Source organism: Caballeronia pedi (assembly GCF_001544915.2).
Lineage (GTDB): Bacteria > Pseudomonadota > Gammaproteobacteria > Burkholderiales > Burkholderiaceae > Caballeronia > Caballeronia pedi.
In genome coordinates, this window is the sequence record NZ_FCOE02000014.1 from 151,226 (window position 1) to 167,019 (window position 15,794).

Annotated in this window: 13 protein-coding genes, 1 tRNA gene and 1 riboswitch; of the genes, 10 read left to right on the forward strand and 4 right to left on the reverse strand. The window is 62.8% G+C overall.

What is annotated here, in order from left to right:
• Positions 1-155: 155 nt before the first annotated feature.
• Complete coding sequence (nrdR, locus tag AWB80_RS21830) at positions 156-638, reverse strand: transcriptional regulator NrdR (protein WP_061176735.1); 483 nt, start codon at positions 636-638, stop codon at positions 156-158.
• An 18-nt stretch (positions 639-656) separates the two neighbouring features.
• Positions 657-1,904, reverse strand: a complete 1,248-nt coding sequence (glyA, locus tag AWB80_RS21835; protein ID WP_061176736.1) for a serine hydroxymethyltransferase — start codon at positions 1,902-1,904, stop codon at positions 657-659.
• 166 nt (positions 1,905-2,070) lie between these two features.
• Positions 2,071-2,169, reverse strand: a riboswitch (ZMP/ZTP riboswitch).
• A gap of 194 nt (positions 2,170-2,363) precedes the next feature.
• On the opposite strand from glyA, the gene ydfG reads away from it, so the two are divergent.
• The 9 genes from ydfG (at position 2,364) to AWB80_RS21880 (ending at position 9,079) form a co-directional block, all read left to right on the forward strand.
• Positions 2,364-3,110: a bifunctional NADP-dependent 3-hydroxy acid dehydrogenase/3-hydroxypropionate dehydrogenase YdfG gene (gene ydfG / locus AWB80_RS21840; RefSeq protein ID WP_061176737.1), complete on the forward strand. Its 747-nt coding sequence runs from the start codon at positions 2,364-2,366 to the stop codon at positions 3,108-3,110.
• A gap of 127 nt (positions 3,111-3,237) precedes the next feature.
• Positions 3,238-3,699 (forward strand): tol-pal system-associated acyl-CoA thioesterase, encoded by a 462-nt coding sequence (gene ybgC, locus AWB80_RS21845; RefSeq protein WP_061176738.1) that lies wholly within the window; start codon positions 3,238-3,240, stop codon positions 3,697-3,699.
• Positions 3,700-3,864: 165 nt separating this feature from the next.
• A complete protein-coding gene (gene tolQ, locus AWB80_RS21850; RefSeq protein ID WP_008342801.1) occupies positions 3,865-4,542 on the forward strand; it encodes a protein TolQ in 678 nt (225 codons plus the stop codon).
• A gap of 14 nt (positions 4,543-4,556) precedes the next feature.
• Positions 4,557-5,000 carry a protein TolR gene (gene tolR / locus AWB80_RS21855; protein ID WP_061176739.1) on the forward strand — a complete coding sequence of 148 codons (444 nt, stop codon included), beginning with the start codon at positions 4,557-4,559 and terminating at the stop codon, positions 4,998-5,000.
• Positions 4,997-6,091 (forward strand): cell envelope integrity protein TolA, encoded by a 1,095-nt coding sequence (gene tolA / locus AWB80_RS21860; RefSeq protein WP_061176740.1) that lies wholly within the window; start codon positions 4,997-4,999, stop codon positions 6,089-6,091. Before tolR ends, tolA begins: the two co-directional genes overlap by 4 nt.
• Before the next feature lie 126 nt (positions 6,092-6,217).
• Positions 6,218-7,510, forward strand: a complete 1,293-nt coding sequence (gene tolB / locus AWB80_RS21865; RefSeq protein ID WP_061176741.1) for a Tol-Pal system beta propeller repeat protein TolB — start codon at positions 6,218-6,220, stop codon at positions 7,508-7,510.
• A gap of 54 nt (positions 7,511-7,564) precedes the next feature.
• The gene (pal, locus tag AWB80_RS21870) at positions 7,565-8,071 is read left to right on the forward strand and encodes a peptidoglycan-associated lipoprotein Pal (RefSeq protein WP_061176742.1); all 507 of its coding nucleotides are present in this window, start codon (positions 7,565-7,567) and stop codon (positions 8,069-8,071) included.
• 36 nt (positions 8,072-8,107) lie between these two features.
• Positions 8,108-8,857, forward strand: a complete 750-nt coding sequence (ybgF, locus tag AWB80_RS21875; protein ID WP_061176743.1) for a tol-pal system protein YbgF — start codon at positions 8,108-8,110, stop codon at positions 8,855-8,857.
• A 146-nt stretch (positions 8,858-9,003) separates the two neighbouring features.
• Positions 9,004-9,079 (forward strand) — tRNA-Lys (locus AWB80_RS21880).
• 142 nt (positions 9,080-9,221) lie between these two features.
• Here the strand turns inward: AWB80_RS21880 and AWB80_RS21885 are convergent.
• Positions 9,222-10,934, reverse strand: coding sequence for a hypothetical protein (locus AWB80_RS21885; protein WP_061176744.1), 1,713 nt, complete (start codon positions 10,932-10,934; stop codon positions 9,222-9,224).
• Positions 10,935-11,241: 307 nt separating this feature from the next.
• On the opposite strand from AWB80_RS21885, the gene AWB80_RS21890 reads away from it, so the two are divergent.
• Positions 11,242-12,327, forward strand: a complete 1,086-nt coding sequence (locus AWB80_RS21890; protein ID WP_061176745.1) for a helix-turn-helix transcriptional regulator — start codon at positions 11,242-11,244, stop codon at positions 12,325-12,327.
• 6 nt (positions 12,328-12,333) lie between these two features.
• Here the strand turns inward: AWB80_RS21890 and AWB80_RS21895 are convergent, their stop codons facing one another.
• Positions 12,334-15,792 carry an ATP-binding protein gene (locus AWB80_RS21895; protein WP_061176746.1) on the reverse strand — a complete coding sequence of 1,153 codons (3,459 nt, stop codon included), beginning with the start codon at positions 15,790-15,792 and terminating at the stop codon, positions 12,334-12,336.
• Positions 15,793-15,794: the final 2 nt, after the last annotated feature.

The following is a 15,794-nucleotide window of genomic DNA, read 5'->3' on the forward strand; positions in this document are numbered from 1 at the left end:
TATCGATCGAGTTGAGTCTGAGGGCTCAATCTATCGGGAAGGCATGTGCGCCGCCATTAGCCGAATGGCCGAGTGTTCACGCGGTTCACGGCCCGGCAAACTGCGCGAGCGAACTGCAATGAATCAGGCTTGGGAGAGAAAGAATGCGAGAAAGATCAGCGCTTGCGCGAACTCGATTTCTTCGGCGCGGCACGCCGGAATTCATCGAGCACGTCTTCGAATTCGGAGACGTCTTCGAAACGCTTGTAGACGGAAGCGAAACGCACGTACGCGATGGTGTCGAGCTGGCGCAGTTCGTTCATGACGAGCTCGCCGAGACGTTCGCTCTGCACTTCGCGCTCGCCGCTGCCGAGCAACTGATACTCGATGCGGGACGCGGCGGCGTCGATCGCATCGGCTGCGACCGGGCGCTTTCTCAGCGCGAGCTGCATGCTCGCGACGATCTTGCGGCGATCGAACTCGGTGCGGCTGCCGTCTTTCTTGACCACGGCCGGCAACGCCAGTTCGACGCGCTCATAGGTGGTGAAACGCTTGTCGCACGCGGGACAGCGCCGCCGCCGCCGAATGGCCGCGCCATCCTCCGACACGCGAGAATCCACGACCTGGGTATCTTCGTGTCGGCAGAATGGGCAGCGCATCGGCGGTGTGCTCGAAAATTAACGATAGACCGGGAAACGGCTGGTCAGCTCGGCCACTTGCGCGCGCACGCGCTCGATGGTCGCCTGGTCTTCCGGATTGTCGAGCACGTCGGCGATCAGGTTGCCGACGATCTCCGCTTCCTTCGTGCCGAAGCCGCGCGTGGTCATCGCGGGCGAGCCGAGACGCACGCCGCTCGTGACGAACGGCTTTTCCGGATCGTTCGGTATCGCGTTCTTGTTGACGGTGATGTGCGCGGCGCCGAGCGCGGCTTCCGCAGCCTTGCCGGTGATCTTCTTCGCGCGCAGATCGACCAGCATCACGTGACTTTCCGTGCGGCCCGACACGATGCGCAAACCGCGCTTCACCAGTGTTTCGGCGAGCACGCGCGCGTTGTCGATCACGCCTTGCTGATACGTCTTGAAGTCCGGCGACAGCGCTTCCTTGAACGCGACGGCCTTCGCCGCGATCACGTGCATGAGCGGGCCACCCTGGATGCCCGGGAAGATCGCCGAATTGACCGGCTTCTCGAACTCGGACTTCATCAGGATCACGCCGCCGCGCGGGCCGCGCAGGCTCTTGTGCGTCGTCGTGGTGACGAAATCGGCGTGCGGCACCGGATTCGGGTAAAGGCCGGCGGCGACGAGACCCGCGTAATGCGCCATGTCGACCATGAAGTAAGCGCCGACACTCTTCGCGATCTTCGAGAGACGCTCGAAGTCGATGCGCAGCGCGAACGCCGACGCGCCCGCGACGATCAGCTTCGGCTTGTGCTCCTTGGCGAGCGCTTCGGTCTTTTCGTAGTCGATGTCTTCGGCTTCGTTCAGGCCGTAGCTCACGACGTTGAACCACTTGCCCGACATGTTGACCGGCGAGCCGTGCGTCAGGTGACCGCCTTCGGCGAGGCTCATGCCCATGATCGTGTCGCCCGGCTTGAGCACCGCGAAAAACACGCCCTGATTCGCCTGCGAACCGGAGTTCGGCTGCACGTTCGCGGCTTCGGCGCCGAACAGTTGCTTCACGCGGTCGATCGCGAGCTGCTCGACGATGTCGACATACTCGCAGCCGCCGTAGTAGCGCTTGCCGGGATAACCTTCGGCGTATTTGTTGGTGAGTTGCGAGCCTTGCGCGGCCATCACGGCCGGGCTCGTGTAGTTTTCCGACGCGATCAGCTCGATGTGATCTTCCTGGCGGCGGTTTTCCTGCTCGATCGCCTTGAGCAATTCGGGATCGACGTTGGCGAGGGTACTTTCGGCTCTGTCAAACATACGTTTTCCGTGAGATCAAAACAGGTTGACCGGATCGCGCGCGCGCCGCGTTGGAAGCAGACGCAAAAAACGCTGGAAACCGATGGAGTCCAGACGCGACGGATAGAGGATGAATCCGGTTTCGCGGAACGGACAGCCACCGGCAACGCAGCAACGGCGTGCGGATCTCAGCTGCCCAGGCGAACGGCAAAACGACGCTCCGCGCTTCCTGGTGGGTCGCTCCACCTTGAATCCGAAGATTCTATCGCCAGTCACGCGGGGTTTGAGCGTTGTAGTGTAATGGGCGGACAGGCTTTAGGCAACCGGCTTCCGGCGCGATCCGGCGGGCCTGATATCGCATTTAAAGCACGATCGTTCGCTCCCGCAATTGCTTGCCGCGCCGCATCAATGGAAGTACGCTTTGCGCCGTTGCCGGACGCGCTCCGGCTTTACCCATTTCATCCCGTTCGGAGTCCGCTCATGATCGTTTTCGTCACCGGCGCGTCGGCCGGATTCGGCGCCGCCATCGCCCGCACTTTCGTGAAGGGCGGCCATCGCGTGATCGCTGCCGCGCGCCGCAAGGAGCGTCTGGTCGCCCTGTCGAACGAGCTCGGCGACGCGCTTTTGCCGGTCGAACTCGACGTGCGCGACGAAAACGCGGTCCGCAACGTCATCGCGTCGCTGCCCGAGGCGTTCGCCCAGATCGACGTGCTCGTGAACAACGCCGGCCTCGCGCTCGGTCTCGAACCCGCACAGCGCGCGAACCTCGATGACTGGAAAGGCATGATCGAGACGAACTGCACGGGCCTCGTGACCGTCACGCATGCGATCCTGCCCGGCATGATCGAGCGCAATCGCGGGCACGTGTTCAATATGGGATCGGTGGCCGGCACGTATCCGTATATCGGCGGGAACGTTTACGGCGCGACCAAGGCGTTCGTGCGGCAGTTCAGCCTGAATCTGCGCTCGGATGTGGCCGGCACCGCGCTGCGCGTGACCGACATCGAACCGGGCCTGGTGGGCGGCACCGAATTTTCGAACGTGCGCTTCAAGGGCGACGACAGCAAGGCGGCGACTGTTTACAAGGACGTGCAGGCGCTGACGCCCGAGGATATCGCCGACGCCATCTACTGGATCGCCACGCGTCCGGCGCACGTGAATATCAATGCAATCGAGATGATGCCGGTCGCGCAGACGTTCGCACCGTTGCAAATTCACCGCGGCTGATTCCGGGATTTGCCTAAGGTTTTGGCAGTCGTGCTTCCGCTTCCGGTAAAATGCCGCCGATGAATATTTGTCAAAAAGCAAGCCGGAGCGGGCCAATCAGCCTCCGCGCGAGCGGAGCGGCGCAAAGGTGAGTGATTCGTTGACTTTCGATTGGCCGGTTCGGGTGTACTACGAGGACACCGACGCCGGCGGCATCGTCTTCTACGCGAACTACCTGAAGTTCTTCGAACGGGCGCGCACCGAATGGCTGCGCGCGTGCGGCATCGACCAGCAGCGTCTCGCGGAGTCGAACGGCATCCTGTTCGTCGTGCGACGCACGTCCGTCGAATATGCGTCGCCGGCGCGTCTGGACGACGTCATTCGCGTCGTGAGCCGCATCGAGCGGCTCGGGCGCGCATCGGTGGATTTTCATCAGGAAGCGTGGCGCGACGGCGTGCTGCTCGCGAGCGGCGACATTCGCGTCGCTTCGGTGGATCGCGCGTCGATTCGTCCGGCCGCCATTCCCGACGGCGTGCTCGACGGCTTGAAGCGCGGCCCGCGCGCCGCGCCCGTCACTGCGTCATGCGGCGCGAATCCGGACCAGGCCTGATCGATGAACGCATCGCACCCCGAAGCGAACCAGGGCATCGGTAACAGAGGAAGCACTAACGAGCATGAGCCGGTTACGGCACGGCTTTCGTTTGATTCACATCCCTTTCACGAAAGCATGATGCTTTGACCGGACGCCCCTTGCGGGACGTAATAGCGGACCTTTATGAACAATACACAAGACCTGTCGATCATTTCTCTCGTCGTTCACGCGAGCCTGCTCGCGCAGGCGGTGATGGCGCTGCTGCTGTTGCTGTCGCTGCTGTCGTGGACCTTCATCTTCCGCAAGTGGTTCGCCATTCGCCGCGCGCGGGCGCAAACCGAGCGTTTCGAGCGCGATTTCTGGTCGGGCGGCGATTTGCAGGCGCTTTATCAGAGCGCGGCGAACAATCGCCACACCATCGGTGCGCTGGAGCGTATCTTCGAATCGGGCATGCGCGAATTTCTGAAGGGCAAGGAGCGCCGCATCACCGATCCGGGCGCGATCCTCGACGGCTCCCGCCGCGCGATGCGCGCCGCGTTTCAGCGTGAAATGGACGTGCTCGAAGCGAATCTGGCGTTTCTCGCGTCGGTCGGCTCGGTGAGCCCGTATATCGGTCTGTTCGGCACGGTCTGGGGGATCATGAATTCATTCCGCGGACTCGCCAACGTGCAGCAGGCGACGCTCGCGAACGTGGCGCCGGGCATCGCCGAAGCGCTCGTCGCGACCGCGATCGGCCTGTTCGCCGCCATTCCGGCGGTGGTCGCATACAACCGCTATGCGCACGATATCGACCGTCTGGCGATCCGCTTCGAGACCTTCATCGAAGAGTTCTCGAACATTCTGCAGCGTCAGGCGCACTAAGCAAGGAGTTCGCGATGGCAGGCCCCATTCGTTCCAGCATGCGCGGCAGCTCGCGCCGCGCGATGTCCGATATCAACGTCGTGCCGTATATCGACGTGATGCTCGTGCTGCTCGTCATCTTCATGGTGACGGCGCCGCTCGTTTCGCCGTCCATCATCAATCTGCCGACCGTCGGCAACGCGCAGCCGCAGGAGCAGCAGCCGCCGCTCGTGATCAACATCAAGGCGGACGGCAGCATGAACGTCCGCTACAAGGAAAACGGCGGCTCGACGCAGGAGCAGAAGATGTCGAAGGAAGAGTTGAACACCTTCGTGCTCAATCGTCAGGAATCGCATCCGGACCAGCCCGTCGTGATCGCGGCGGACAAGACCGTGAAGTATGAAGTCGTGATGAACGTGATGTCCGATATGAAGGCGCGCGGCGTGAAGCGCGTCGGATTGCTCGTCAAATCGCAATGACCCTTTTGCACAAGCAGACACGCGCATCGTCCGCGCGACCGATTCGCCCGCCGCGCGAGCGCGGCACGGGCAAGGCGTTCGCGCTCGCGGCAGTGATGCACCTGCTGCTCGGCTGGCTGCTGTATCACGGCATCAACTGGCAGAACAACACGCCGGCAGGCTCGGAAGCGGAAATCTGGACCGAGATTCCGGATACGTCCACGCCGACGCCGCGCCCTGCTCCGCCGCCGCCCGCGCCGGTGAAGGTGCAGCCCGCGCCGCCGCCCGCGAAGGACGAGGACGCGGACATCGCGTTGCAGGAAAAGAAACGCAAGCAGCAGGAAGCCGCCGCGCGTGAGGCGCAGCTCGCCGAGCAGCGCCGTCAGCAGGAACAGGCTCGCGAGGAAGCGGAAGAGAAGCGCCAGCAGCAACTCGCCGCCGCGGCCGCCACGCAGAAGGCGATGCAGGACAAGCAGAAGCAGATCGAGCAGCAACGTCAGGCCGAACTGCAAAAACAGCAGCAACAGAAGGCGCAGCAGGACAAGCAGCGTCAGCAACAGCAGGCGGAAGCGCAGAAGCAGGAACAGCTCAAGGACCAGAAGGAACAGCAGGAAGCCAAGGCGAAGGCCGACGCGCAAGCCAAGGCCAAGGCTGAGTCCGACGCAAAGGCGAAGGCGGCTGCGCAGGCGAAAGCCAAGGCCGAAGCGGAGGCAAAAGCCAAGGTCGATGCCGAACGCAAGGCACGTCTCGCGCAACTGCAGGGTCAGTTGGGCGGCGGCACGGCGGGCAGCGGCGAAGGCCTCGCGAAGAGCGGCACCGGCAAGGGCGCGGGCGGCAATGCAACCTCGCCGGGCTACGCCGAGAAGGTGCAGCGCCGCGTGCGGCCGAATATCGTGTGGGCGGGCGAGACAGCCGGGCTCGAGACCGTCGTGTCGGTGCGCTGCTCGCCGACGGGGACGCTGCTGTCGGCGAACATTACGCGCTCAAGCGGCAACGAGCAGTGGGATCAGGCGGCCCTGCGCGCGGTGCAGCGCTCGGATCCAATGCCCGTCGATATCGACGGCAAGGCTCCCGGCGCGTTCACGATCACGCTGCGTCCGGCCGGAGGCTGAGCGCGCGAATCGCCTGAAAGCCGCCTTGTAAGCTGGCATTAAGCAGCGGGAACGAATTGTGCGAGCGCGGGTCTGTTCTGCAGTCCGCGGACACTTGAAAACGCTTTTATCTGGAACCTATACAGCATGAGTTTGATGACGAAGCTTGGCCTGAAAACGCTGGTCGCGTCCTGCCTGATCGCAGCCGGCACCGCCGCACACGCCCAGTTGAACGTACTCGTGACCGGCGTCGGTTCGACCCAGTTTCCGATCGCAACGGCCAATTTCGCCAATGAAGCGAATTCTCCGCAGCAGGTCAGCGCGATCATTCGCCAGGATCTGCAACGAAGCGGCAAGTTCACGAATATCGACGCGGGCGGCACGCCGGTGTCGGAAACCGATTCGGTCGACCTCGGCGCCTGGAAGGCAAAGGGCGCGGACGCGTATGTGTCGGGCAGCGTGAACAAGTTGCCGAACGGCCAATACGAAGTGCGCTTCCGTCTGTACGACACCGTCAAGCAGCAGAACCTCGGCGGCCTGTCGCTGGTCAGCGCGGAAAGCGGCCTGCGCATGAGCGCGCACAAGATCGCCGACTACATCTACGCGAAGCTGCTGGGTGGCCGCGGCGTGTTCGCGACGCGTCTGTCGTACGTGATTCAGACGGGCGGGCGCTATCAGTTGCAGATTTCGGATTCGGACGGCCAGGACGCGAAGATCGCCCTCTCCAGCCCCGAGCCGATCATCTCGCCGGCATGGTCGCCGGACGGCACGAAGGTCGCATACGTGTCGTTCGAGAAGAAGAAGCCGGTGGTCTACATCCACGATCTGCCGACGGGACGTCGCGTGGTCGTGTCGAATCAGAAGGGCAACAACAGCGCTCCGGCGTGGTCGCCCGATGGCCGCAAGCTCGCCGTCGCGCTCTCGCGCACCGGCAACACGCAGATTTTCGAAGTCAACGCAGACGGCTCCGGCCTGCGCCGTCTGACACAAGGCAGTTCCATCGATACCGAGCCGGCCTACTCGCCCGATGGCAACTCCATCTACTTCACGAGCGATCGCGGCGGCCAACCGCAGATCTACAAGATGCCGGCGGCGGGGGAAAGCGCCGGCTCGGCCCAGCGAGTCACCTTTGCGGGCAGCTACAACACGAGCCCGCGCGTGAGCCCGGACGGCAAGCAACTCGCGTACATTTCGCGCACTGGCGGCGGCTTCAAGCTGTATCTGCAGGACCTCGCGTCCGGCACGGCGACGGGGCTGACCGACACGACGCATGACGAATCGCCGAGCTTCGCGGCGAATGGTCAGTACATCCTCTACGCCACCCAAGTGAACGGACGTGGCGTGTTGGCAGCCGTTTCGACCGACGGTCGCACGCGGCAAGTCTTGTCCTTACAGGGCGGTGTGGTGCGCGAGCCGTCCTGGGGTCCGTTCATGCAATAAGTCCAGCAATAACGTTTAGAAACAACGTTCAGCTACAACACAAGGAGAGGTACCATGATGTCGAAACTTCGTATCGGCCTGGCAGTTGCGATGGTCGGCGCATTGGCGGCGTGTCACTCGGGCGTGAAGCTCGACGAAGGCCAGAACAAGGGTGCAGTCGGCACGCAGCCGAACCCGACGGACGTGAAGCAGGTCAACATCGACCCGCTGAACGACCCGAACAGCCCGCTCGCCAAGCGCAGCATCTATTTCGACTTCGACAGCTACGCCGTGAAGGACGACTATCAGCCGCTGCTGCAGCAACACTCGTCGTACCTGAAGAGCCATCCGGAGCGTCACGTCCTGATCCAGGGCAACACCGACGAGCGCGGCACGAGCGAGTACAACCTCGCACTGGGCCAGAAGCGCGCGGAAGCCGTGCGTCGCGCGATGTCGCTGATGGGCGTCGCCGATTCGCAGATGGAAGCCGTGAGCCTCGGCAAGGAAAAGCCGATGGCGACGGGTCACGACGATTCGTCGTGGGCACAGAACCGCCGTGCGGACCTCGTGTACCAGCAGTAATCTACTTAACGTAACCAGTCACGGGTGAGTCGCCCTATGTTGTTTCGTTTTCCCTTGCTGCGTGTAGCCGCAGCCGCGTGCGTGGCTGGCTCGACGATGCTGAGCGTGCCTGCGCACGCCGGCGTCTTCGACGACACCGAAGCGCGTAAAGCCGTGCTCGACCTGCGCACGAAGACTGATGGCCTGTCGAATCAGTTGCAGGCTGCGCAGCGCACGATCCTCGATCAATCGAACCGTATCGACCAGCTCAATCAGCAGGTCGCCACGCTTCGCGGCCAGAACGAGGATCTGGCCAATCAGGTCACCACGATGCAGAAGCAGCAGAAGGACTATTACGCCGATCTCGACACGCGCTTGAAGAAGTTCGAGCCGCAGCAGGAAACCGTCGACGGCGTGACCGGTTCGGTGCAGCCCGGCGAGACGGAAGCGTTCAACGCAGCGTCGACTCAATTCCGCAACGGCGATTACAAGAATGCCGCGGCGTCGTTCAAGACGTTCGTGACGAAGTATCCGCAGAGCCCGTATCAGCCGACGGCGCGATACTGGCTCGGCAATGCGCTCTACGCGCAGCGCGACTACAAGGGATCGACGGCGATCTGGCAGGATCTGGTGAAGAGTTATCCGACGCATCCGCGAGCGCCCGAGGCGTTGCTCGCAATCGCGAACAACCAGATCGAGCAAGGTCAGAAGGCTGCTGCCAAGCAGACGCTTCAGCAGATCATCTCGCAGTACGCCGGCACGGAAGTCGCGCAGACGGCGCAGAGCAAGATGTCGCAGGTGAAGTAAACGGCGCTTTTTCCGGTAGCGCGCCTCTCGAGGAAAATGCCCGCGGGCCATGATGCCGCGGGCGTTTTTCTTTCGCGGTTTTGGCTGTTCTTCGGCGAAACGGGTTGACGGTTTTCCCTTTCGGCGATTATAATTTCGCCTCTTTCGGGTCGTTAGCTCAGCTGGTAGAGCAGCGGACTTTTAATCCGTTGGTCACAGGTTCGAATCCCGTACGGCCTACCAAAAGAATCAGTAGAAAGCCCAGTCGCAAGACTGGGCTTTTTGCTTTGTGGGTTCTGTGTAGGCAAAATCGGGGCAACTTGGTTCGTGCATGCGGCTCTCATAGGCAGTGCTTCGCCCGAAGTACCCAAGGACTACCTGCCTATCATTTTGACGCGTTCCTCGCCGTTGCGAGCATGCCGAGCATGCTCTTCCGCACACGTCGCTTCTCGACAAGTTGGCCAACAGCATCTTTCGCAATGGCCAGACTGCCTCCACCGACCCCGCCTAGCGCCGTTGCGATCGGTGCAGTGACACCTGCTGCCACAGCCAGCGTTGGCATAAAAAACATGCTGGCACCGGCCAAAGCGCCAATAGCAATCCCGGCCGCAGTACTGCTGTATTTTGGCGCGTAACGATCCTCAACATCCTTGATTGCCTTCTTTTGGCGCTGAATTAGCACATTCAGCCCATGCCGCACCTCACGCAAGACTGCCTCGAGTTCAGCGGGACCGGTCGCAGTCAACTGAGTGGTGAATTTCTTCAGTTGCTCGCGGAGTTCAGCATGTTCCATCCGCTCTCGAAGTTCCACTAACCCACCTATTGGCACGTTCGCGAGCCACGTGAGACTGTCATCTTGAAGTGCCCGGAGAATGTCGAATGCGTCCCGAGAAAGAACCTGCTGCCGGACCAGTTCTCTTGTTTCGGCCCGCGCGCAGCGCTCGAAATAGTACCAATGCACAGGGAGGCTGAGCATGGGCTGAGCATCGAGTTCATCAGCATTTTCCGCGAGATGGTACTGTGGCCGCAGTCGCTCCAGAATAGCGTTGAGTACGAGCGCCCCCCGAGGCATTTTTTCCATCCGGCTAAGCATCTTTGAATCGCGTAGACCCTTTAGATCGCGCAGATAGATATCCAAGGACTCGTCCGCGGTTCCAACAGTTTCGGCAGTGCCCCCTGGAGGAATGAAAAGCTTTTCATTTGTTATTGCAGCGAGAAAAGCGCGTTCGTGTTTTGTTGCATAGTCAAATAGATCCTCGAGCGAAGCAACGCTCGCATTACAAGCGGGGGCAACCACTTTCAGGAACATCGACTCCATGCCGGCTTGTGTAATAGCGTCCTTTCTCTCCAAGTCCTCCTCAAAGCTTGGGAATACCAAGACGGGAGGAACCGAAAGCCGAGCGTCTACCAATGGGCGAAGCGGCAAGATATGAAAGAGAACGATTGCAAGGTGTAGGTGCAATGCGTTTAGCTGAAGGTCACCCTTTAGAAAAGGAAACACTGGATCCGGTATCAACTGGGTATCACAATAAAGCCCACCAATCCGCGTGGCCGACAGCGTCGACCCACCGAATTTTCGTTGACCACCCAATACGACTTTCACGCCGCCAAGCGATTTGCCCGCACGAAACATTGCCGCCGCATTCTGCTCGTAAAACAACTTTAGCTCACCTACCGCTGCATTGAAGTCATCAAACACGGCATGGTCGGCAAGGCGGATGCGATCCAGCACACGTGATTTGATTTCCTCCGTTGAAGCAACCGCGCTAGAATTGGCGCCTACCAGAGCGGAGAAAAGTTCTTCATAGTGATGGAAAAGGATGCACTGCGCGTCTAGCGTCGAGAGTGCCTTCTCAACAACCGACTCCTCCGAATTCAAATCCAAACCCGACAAAGCCAGGGCAGCAGCTCGCACAATCGCCAGCGTTCTCGGCGACAGTTTCGAAACGTCCAAGAGCCCCGTAATCCGTCTCGGCAGCGCCATTAGTTCTCGCGCCCACACTTCATCTTCTTGACGTATCTTCAACTTACCTGCTTTCAACGCATCAAAAACAATCGATGCTTTTTGTGCACTATCAATTTCTCTATTGGTTTCCATATATACCCCTAAAAACTTGGCTTCTTCACGAACTCGCCCTCTCCACGATGCGTACGACCTACATCAGTGGACAACTCGAGTACGGAGCGATGACGTCACGTTGCAATGCGCTCAGCGCGTAGGATATTCGACCATGCGGACGGAATTGCCACGCTCAATGCTTGCGCGCTCGATTTACCTCAATGCAACGCGTTGCTTGTTCAGTCAAGCGAGCGAGTCCGCCTATTTCCCATCTCATTCATCGAGACACAAAATGTCCCACATCTTCCTATAATCGAAGTCCCTGCCCTTCCCTCGCCCGCGCGCCATGACCTCCAGCCTCGACGAAGCCATTCTCCGCGTGCTGCCCACCGAGCGTGACGCCACCGCGTGGCTCTCGACGCCCGAAATCCGCCGGCGTTTAGAAGAGCGCGGCCATCGCGTCGGCTATACGAAGAAGGTGCAGCGCCATCTGAGCGCGCTCGAAGCCGATTCGCGCGTCGTGTCGATGCTCAACGGCCGCGAACTGCTCTGGCAACGCAAGCCGTGGCTGCACGGTTTGCAGGAAGGCGTCAGCGGGTTGATGAGTGCATCGGAGGCGGTCGCGTTTCATATCCTCCAGCGCTTCGCGGGCAACAAGCTGCCGAACGCCGTGACGCGCGATATCGACCCGCTCTTCAAAGCCGCCGAATCGCGGTTATCGCAGGAAAAGGCCGATAGCCGCATCTATCGCGCGTGGGCGGACAAGATCGATTCAGTCGATGGCGCCTTCACCCTGATCCGCCCGAAACTGCGACCGGAGATCTTCCAGACGGTCGCGACCGCGACCTTCTTCGAGCGCGAGCTGCTCGTGCAATACCGCGCTGCGTACAAAGCTGAGCAACTGCGCGAGCAAGGCAGCGATCCGAAGACGAGAACGCTCTGGCCGCTCGCGCTCGTCGAATCGGCTGGCGTCATGTACATGGTCGCGCAGGATCCGAATCGCGCGCCGCGCCCGGAAAAAGGCGAAACGCAATGGCTGCGCACGCTCTATCGCCTCGATCGCATTCGCTCGGTGACGGAGTCGGGCGAGTCGTTCACCTACCCCGAAGACTTCAAGCTGCGCAAATACATCGAGACGCAGCAGGTCTTCGACTTCCTGCCCGAGCCGCCGGTGTTGCTGGAACTCGCCTTCGACGATCATGCGGGCAATCAGTTGCGCGAATCGCCGATGTCGAAGGATCAGCAGATCGACACTCTCGCCGATGGCCGCATGAAAGTGACCGGCACCGTTACGCCGAGTCTCAAGCTGCGCTGGTGGCTGCGCGCGCTCGGCGCGGGCGTCGAGATACTCGCGCCCAAAGCGCTGCGTGACGAATTTGCCGAAGACTATCGCAAGCTCGCGAGCCGTTACGACGAGACGTCGCGCACCTGAAGCGCGTCACCGCATGTAACACACGTTGACCTGCGGCCCGAGCACGTCGCGCACGATATCGACCAGATGATCGTGGTGGCTGAGAAAGATCACCTGCGTGCGCTTTGCAATCTGCGCGAGCACGCGCAGACCGGCGCGCGCGCGTCCATCGTCGAAATTGATGAACAGATCGTCGGCGACGAACGGCAGCGCCGACGCCTTCTCGCCATGTTCTTCCAGCGCCGCCAGCCGCAGCGCGAGATACAGCTGATCGCGCGTGCCCTCGCTCATTCCGCCGATTTCGACATGCTCGCCGCTCGCACGAACCGCCGACAGCGCCATCGGCTGCCGGTCGTAATCGACGACGAGCCGCGCGAACGTGTCGAGCGTGAGCGCCGAGAAGATCGCGCTCGCGCGTGAGAGCATCGGGCCCTGCCGGCGCTCGCGATAGCGGTCGATCGCCCACTTGAGCAGCATCGATGCGGTCTCGACTTTCACGAAGCGTTCGGCGGCATCGGCCATCGCGGCAAGCGCTTCCTGGCGCTTCGCTTCGGCGCGCGCGGCATTCGCTTCGCCCGAAATGGCCGCGAGTTCGCGACGCGCGGCATCGAGCGCGGTCGCGGTTTCGCTCGCGATGCGCACCGACTCCGACAACGCCGCGCCGATGCGCGACAGCTCGGCCGGCACGTTCGGCATGTCGGCGCCCTCCACTTCCGCGACGAGTTCGTCGAGCGACAGGCCATCGCCGCCTTTGATGAGCGCTGCGCGCGCGTCGTCCACCGCGGCGCTCAGCGCGCGCTTTTTCTGCGATTGCGCGATCAGCGCCTGGAGCACGTCCGGCGTATCGACGCCGGCCAGATCGTAGAGCGGACGCAGCGTCGCCTTCGCCTGTTCGACGTCGGCACGCGTCTGGCTCACCTGCTCGTTCGCCGCAGCGTGCGCCTTCTGCAACCGCTCCCGCTCGGCATGCGCCGCGCATGCGCGAGCGAGGCGCGCGGACAGTTCCGTCGCGATAGCATTCGCGCCTTGTGTCGCCAGCGATTCATCGAGTTCGCGCGCGAGCTGCGATGCATCGGCGTCGAGGGCGGCGAGCGCCGCGCGCATCGCGTCGATCTGGCCGGTGCGCGTGGCTTCGATCTGCGTCAATTGCTCGCCGATCTTCTTCACGATATCAATGGCCGCTTCGGCCGCGGCCTGCGAATCCGCCGCGTTCGCGAGGCCCGCCTTCGCGATCGCCGCCGACCACTCGCGCTGCCAGCGCGCGTACGCGTCGCGGGCCGCTTTCGCGGCGCCCTGCCGCGCGATGCGTTCGGCCTGCGCTTCGTCGAGTTGGGCGGCGACATTGCGGCGCATCACCGTGGCTTCGTCGATGGCCGCGATATGCGCCTCGGCCATGTCGCACAGCATGTCGAGACCGGCGTGCGCGTCGGGGTGTTTACCCGCCTCGGCAAGATGCCGCGCGAGTTCGTCGCGGCGCGTACCAGCATCGGCGGATTCACGCGCGCGTTCCTCGCTGCGCGCGTCGAGCGTCTGCGCGGCGACGAGCGCCTTGTCGCGCGATGCGATCCACGACGGCGCATCGTCGAGCGGCATGTCCGCGATGTGCGCTTGCGCGGCGAGCGCGCGCCACGCGTCATCGAACGTCGTCAGCGCTGCTTCGGCTTCGCCTATGTTTTCCTCGCGCCGCGCGAGCGTCGATGCCTCGCTCGCGACACGCCGTTTCAGCGCCGCGAGCTGCGTCGCGTGACCGACCGATCCGAGTTGACGATCGGCAAGGCTGTCCGCCGCGTGCAACGCGTTTTCGAAGCGTGGCGCGCCTGCAGCGAGCGCGACATCGCCGGACCGGATCGCAGTCCATGCCGCATCGCGTGACGCGCGCGCGGCGTGAACCTGATCGCCCGTCACGACATCGTGCGCTTCGACGAGCGCGTCGAGTTCGCTGCGCGTCGCGTGGAGCGTGTCCTGCGCCTCCTTCGCGCGGTCTGCGGCGAGCGTCAGCCGCGACACGAGTTCCTGACGCTGCGCGCGCAACGCCGCGATGCGCTCGGCCGCCGGCAGCGTCATCGTCTTCAATTCGGCGATTGGCCGCGACCATCGGCCAAGCGCGGCGATGCCCGCGTCGAGCGTATGCTGCGCGTCGCGCCGCGCGTCGTCGAGGCGTGCATTCGCCGCACCCGTATCGCGATACTTTTGCGCGGCACGCAACGCGGCGCGCAGACGCGGCGGCACATCGCCGCCCGCGATCGCCGCGAGCCTCGCTTTCAGTGTGTCGATCTGCGCGGCGCATTCGTCGGCCGACTGCTCCGCGTTGCGCGCGGCGAGTTCGAGTTCGCCGCGCTCGAGCATCAGGCTCGTGACCGTCTGGAGCGCGAGCGCGCCGGGCATCGTGGAGCGCACGCCCGCTTCGTCGTGCGGCCAGCCGAGTTGAGCGCCGTCCTGCGCGATCTGGCGCAGACGCATCGCGACGTCCTGTTCGAGCCGGGCGATATCGCTCGCGTGATGCGTGCAGCGCTCCCGCGTGGCGTCGAGCGCACGAATGCGCGCCTGTGCGGTGAGCAGAGCGTCGTCAATGTGAATCGCGCTCAGATCGGCGTGCAATTGCCCGGCCGCGCTCGCGTGTACGTCGAGCGCGCCTTGCGCGGTCGCGAGCCGCGTGAGCGCGTTTTGCAGCGTCGCTTCGGCGTTCGCGGGCAAGTCGACCACATCGCCCAGTTCCCGCAACTCGGCCGCCTTCTCGCGCCACACGTTCAGAAATGGCGCGACGCGCCTCACGCGTTCCAGCTTGCCGCGCTGCGCTTCGAGTTCTGCGCGGCGCGCGTCCTGCTCGCGGCTCGTTTCTTCGTGTTCTTCCACGGCGACATGAGCGCGCGTCCACTTCGCGGTTCGCACGCTGGCGGCCTTCAGCTCGTCGGTGGCTTCGTCGTATTGCTTCCGGCTGATGTTGTACGTGCAGCCCGATTTGCGCTTTGCCCACAAACCATCCGCTTCGTCCGCGAGACGCTGGCGCACGTCGCCGAGACTCGCGATGCCCGCCGCCGACTGGAACAGCACCTGCCCGACATCGCTCGATGCATCGAGAATGCTCTGTCCGCCGCGAATCAGCGCGGTGTGATCGAGGCAGTACATCTGCTCGAAGAAGCTCCTGTCGGCCGCGCCGAGAAACGCTGCGAGCGCGTCGGCGGCAAGCGCGTCGCCGTTCGGCGCGCTGAGCGACGACTTACGGCTCTTCGTGCGATGAAACGCGAAGGTTTGGTCGCCCGTTTCGATAGTCGCGCCGAGCCGTAGATCGCTCTGCGGATGGACGAACGCGAGCGGCGAGCTGTGCGGCATGCCGAAGAGCAATTCGGAAATCGCGTTCCTGATGGTCGATTTGCCGGCCTCGTTCGGACCGACGACGAAGTGAAAGTCATGTTCCGCCGCCGGAAACTCGACGGCGTGATCGGTGAACTTGCCGTAGCGGATGAGTTCGAGCTTGCCGATGCGCATGG

Bases quoted from the DNA above. Each gene is read 5' to 3' on its own strand.
- nrdR (WP_061176735.1), bottom strand. From the start codon at position 638: ATGCGCTGCCCATTCTGCCGACACGAAGATACCCAGGTCGTGGATTCT.
- glyA (WP_061176736.1), bottom strand. From the start codon at position 1,904: ATGTTTGACAGAGCCGAAAGTACCCTCGCCAACGTCGATCCCGAATTG.
- ydfG (WP_061176737.1), top strand. From the start codon at position 2,364: ATGATCGTTTTCGTCACCGGCGCGTCGGCCGGATTCGGCGCCGCCATC.
- tolQ (WP_008342801.1), top strand. From the start codon at position 3,865: ATGAACAATACACAAGACCTGTCGATCATTTCTCTCGTCGTTCACGCG.
- tolR (WP_061176739.1), top strand. From the start codon at position 4,557: ATGGCAGGCCCCATTCGTTCCAGCATGCGCGGCAGCTCGCGCCGCGCG.
- tolA (WP_061176740.1), top strand. From the start codon at position 4,997: ATGACCCTTTTGCACAAGCAGACACGCGCATCGTCCGCGCGACCGATT.
- tolB (WP_061176741.1), top strand. From the start codon at position 6,218: ATGAGTTTGATGACGAAGCTTGGCCTGAAAACGCTGGTCGCGTCCTGC.
- pal (WP_061176742.1), top strand. From the start codon at position 7,565: ATGATGTCGAAACTTCGTATCGGCCTGGCAGTTGCGATGGTCGGCGCA.
- ybgF (WP_061176743.1), top strand. From the start codon at position 8,108: ATGTTGTTTCGTTTTCCCTTGCTGCGTGTAGCCGCAGCCGCGTGCGTG.
- AWB80_RS21885 (WP_061176744.1), bottom strand. From the start codon at position 10,934: ATGGAAACCAATAGAGAAATTGATAGTGCACAAAAAGCATCGATTGTT.
- AWB80_RS21890 (WP_061176745.1), top strand. From the start codon at position 11,242: ATGACCTCCAGCCTCGACGAAGCCATTCTCCGCGTGCTGCCCACCGAG.
- AWB80_RS21895 (WP_061176746.1), bottom strand. From the start codon at position 15,792: ATGCGCATCGGCAAGCTCGAACTCATCCGCTACGGCAAGTTCACCGAT.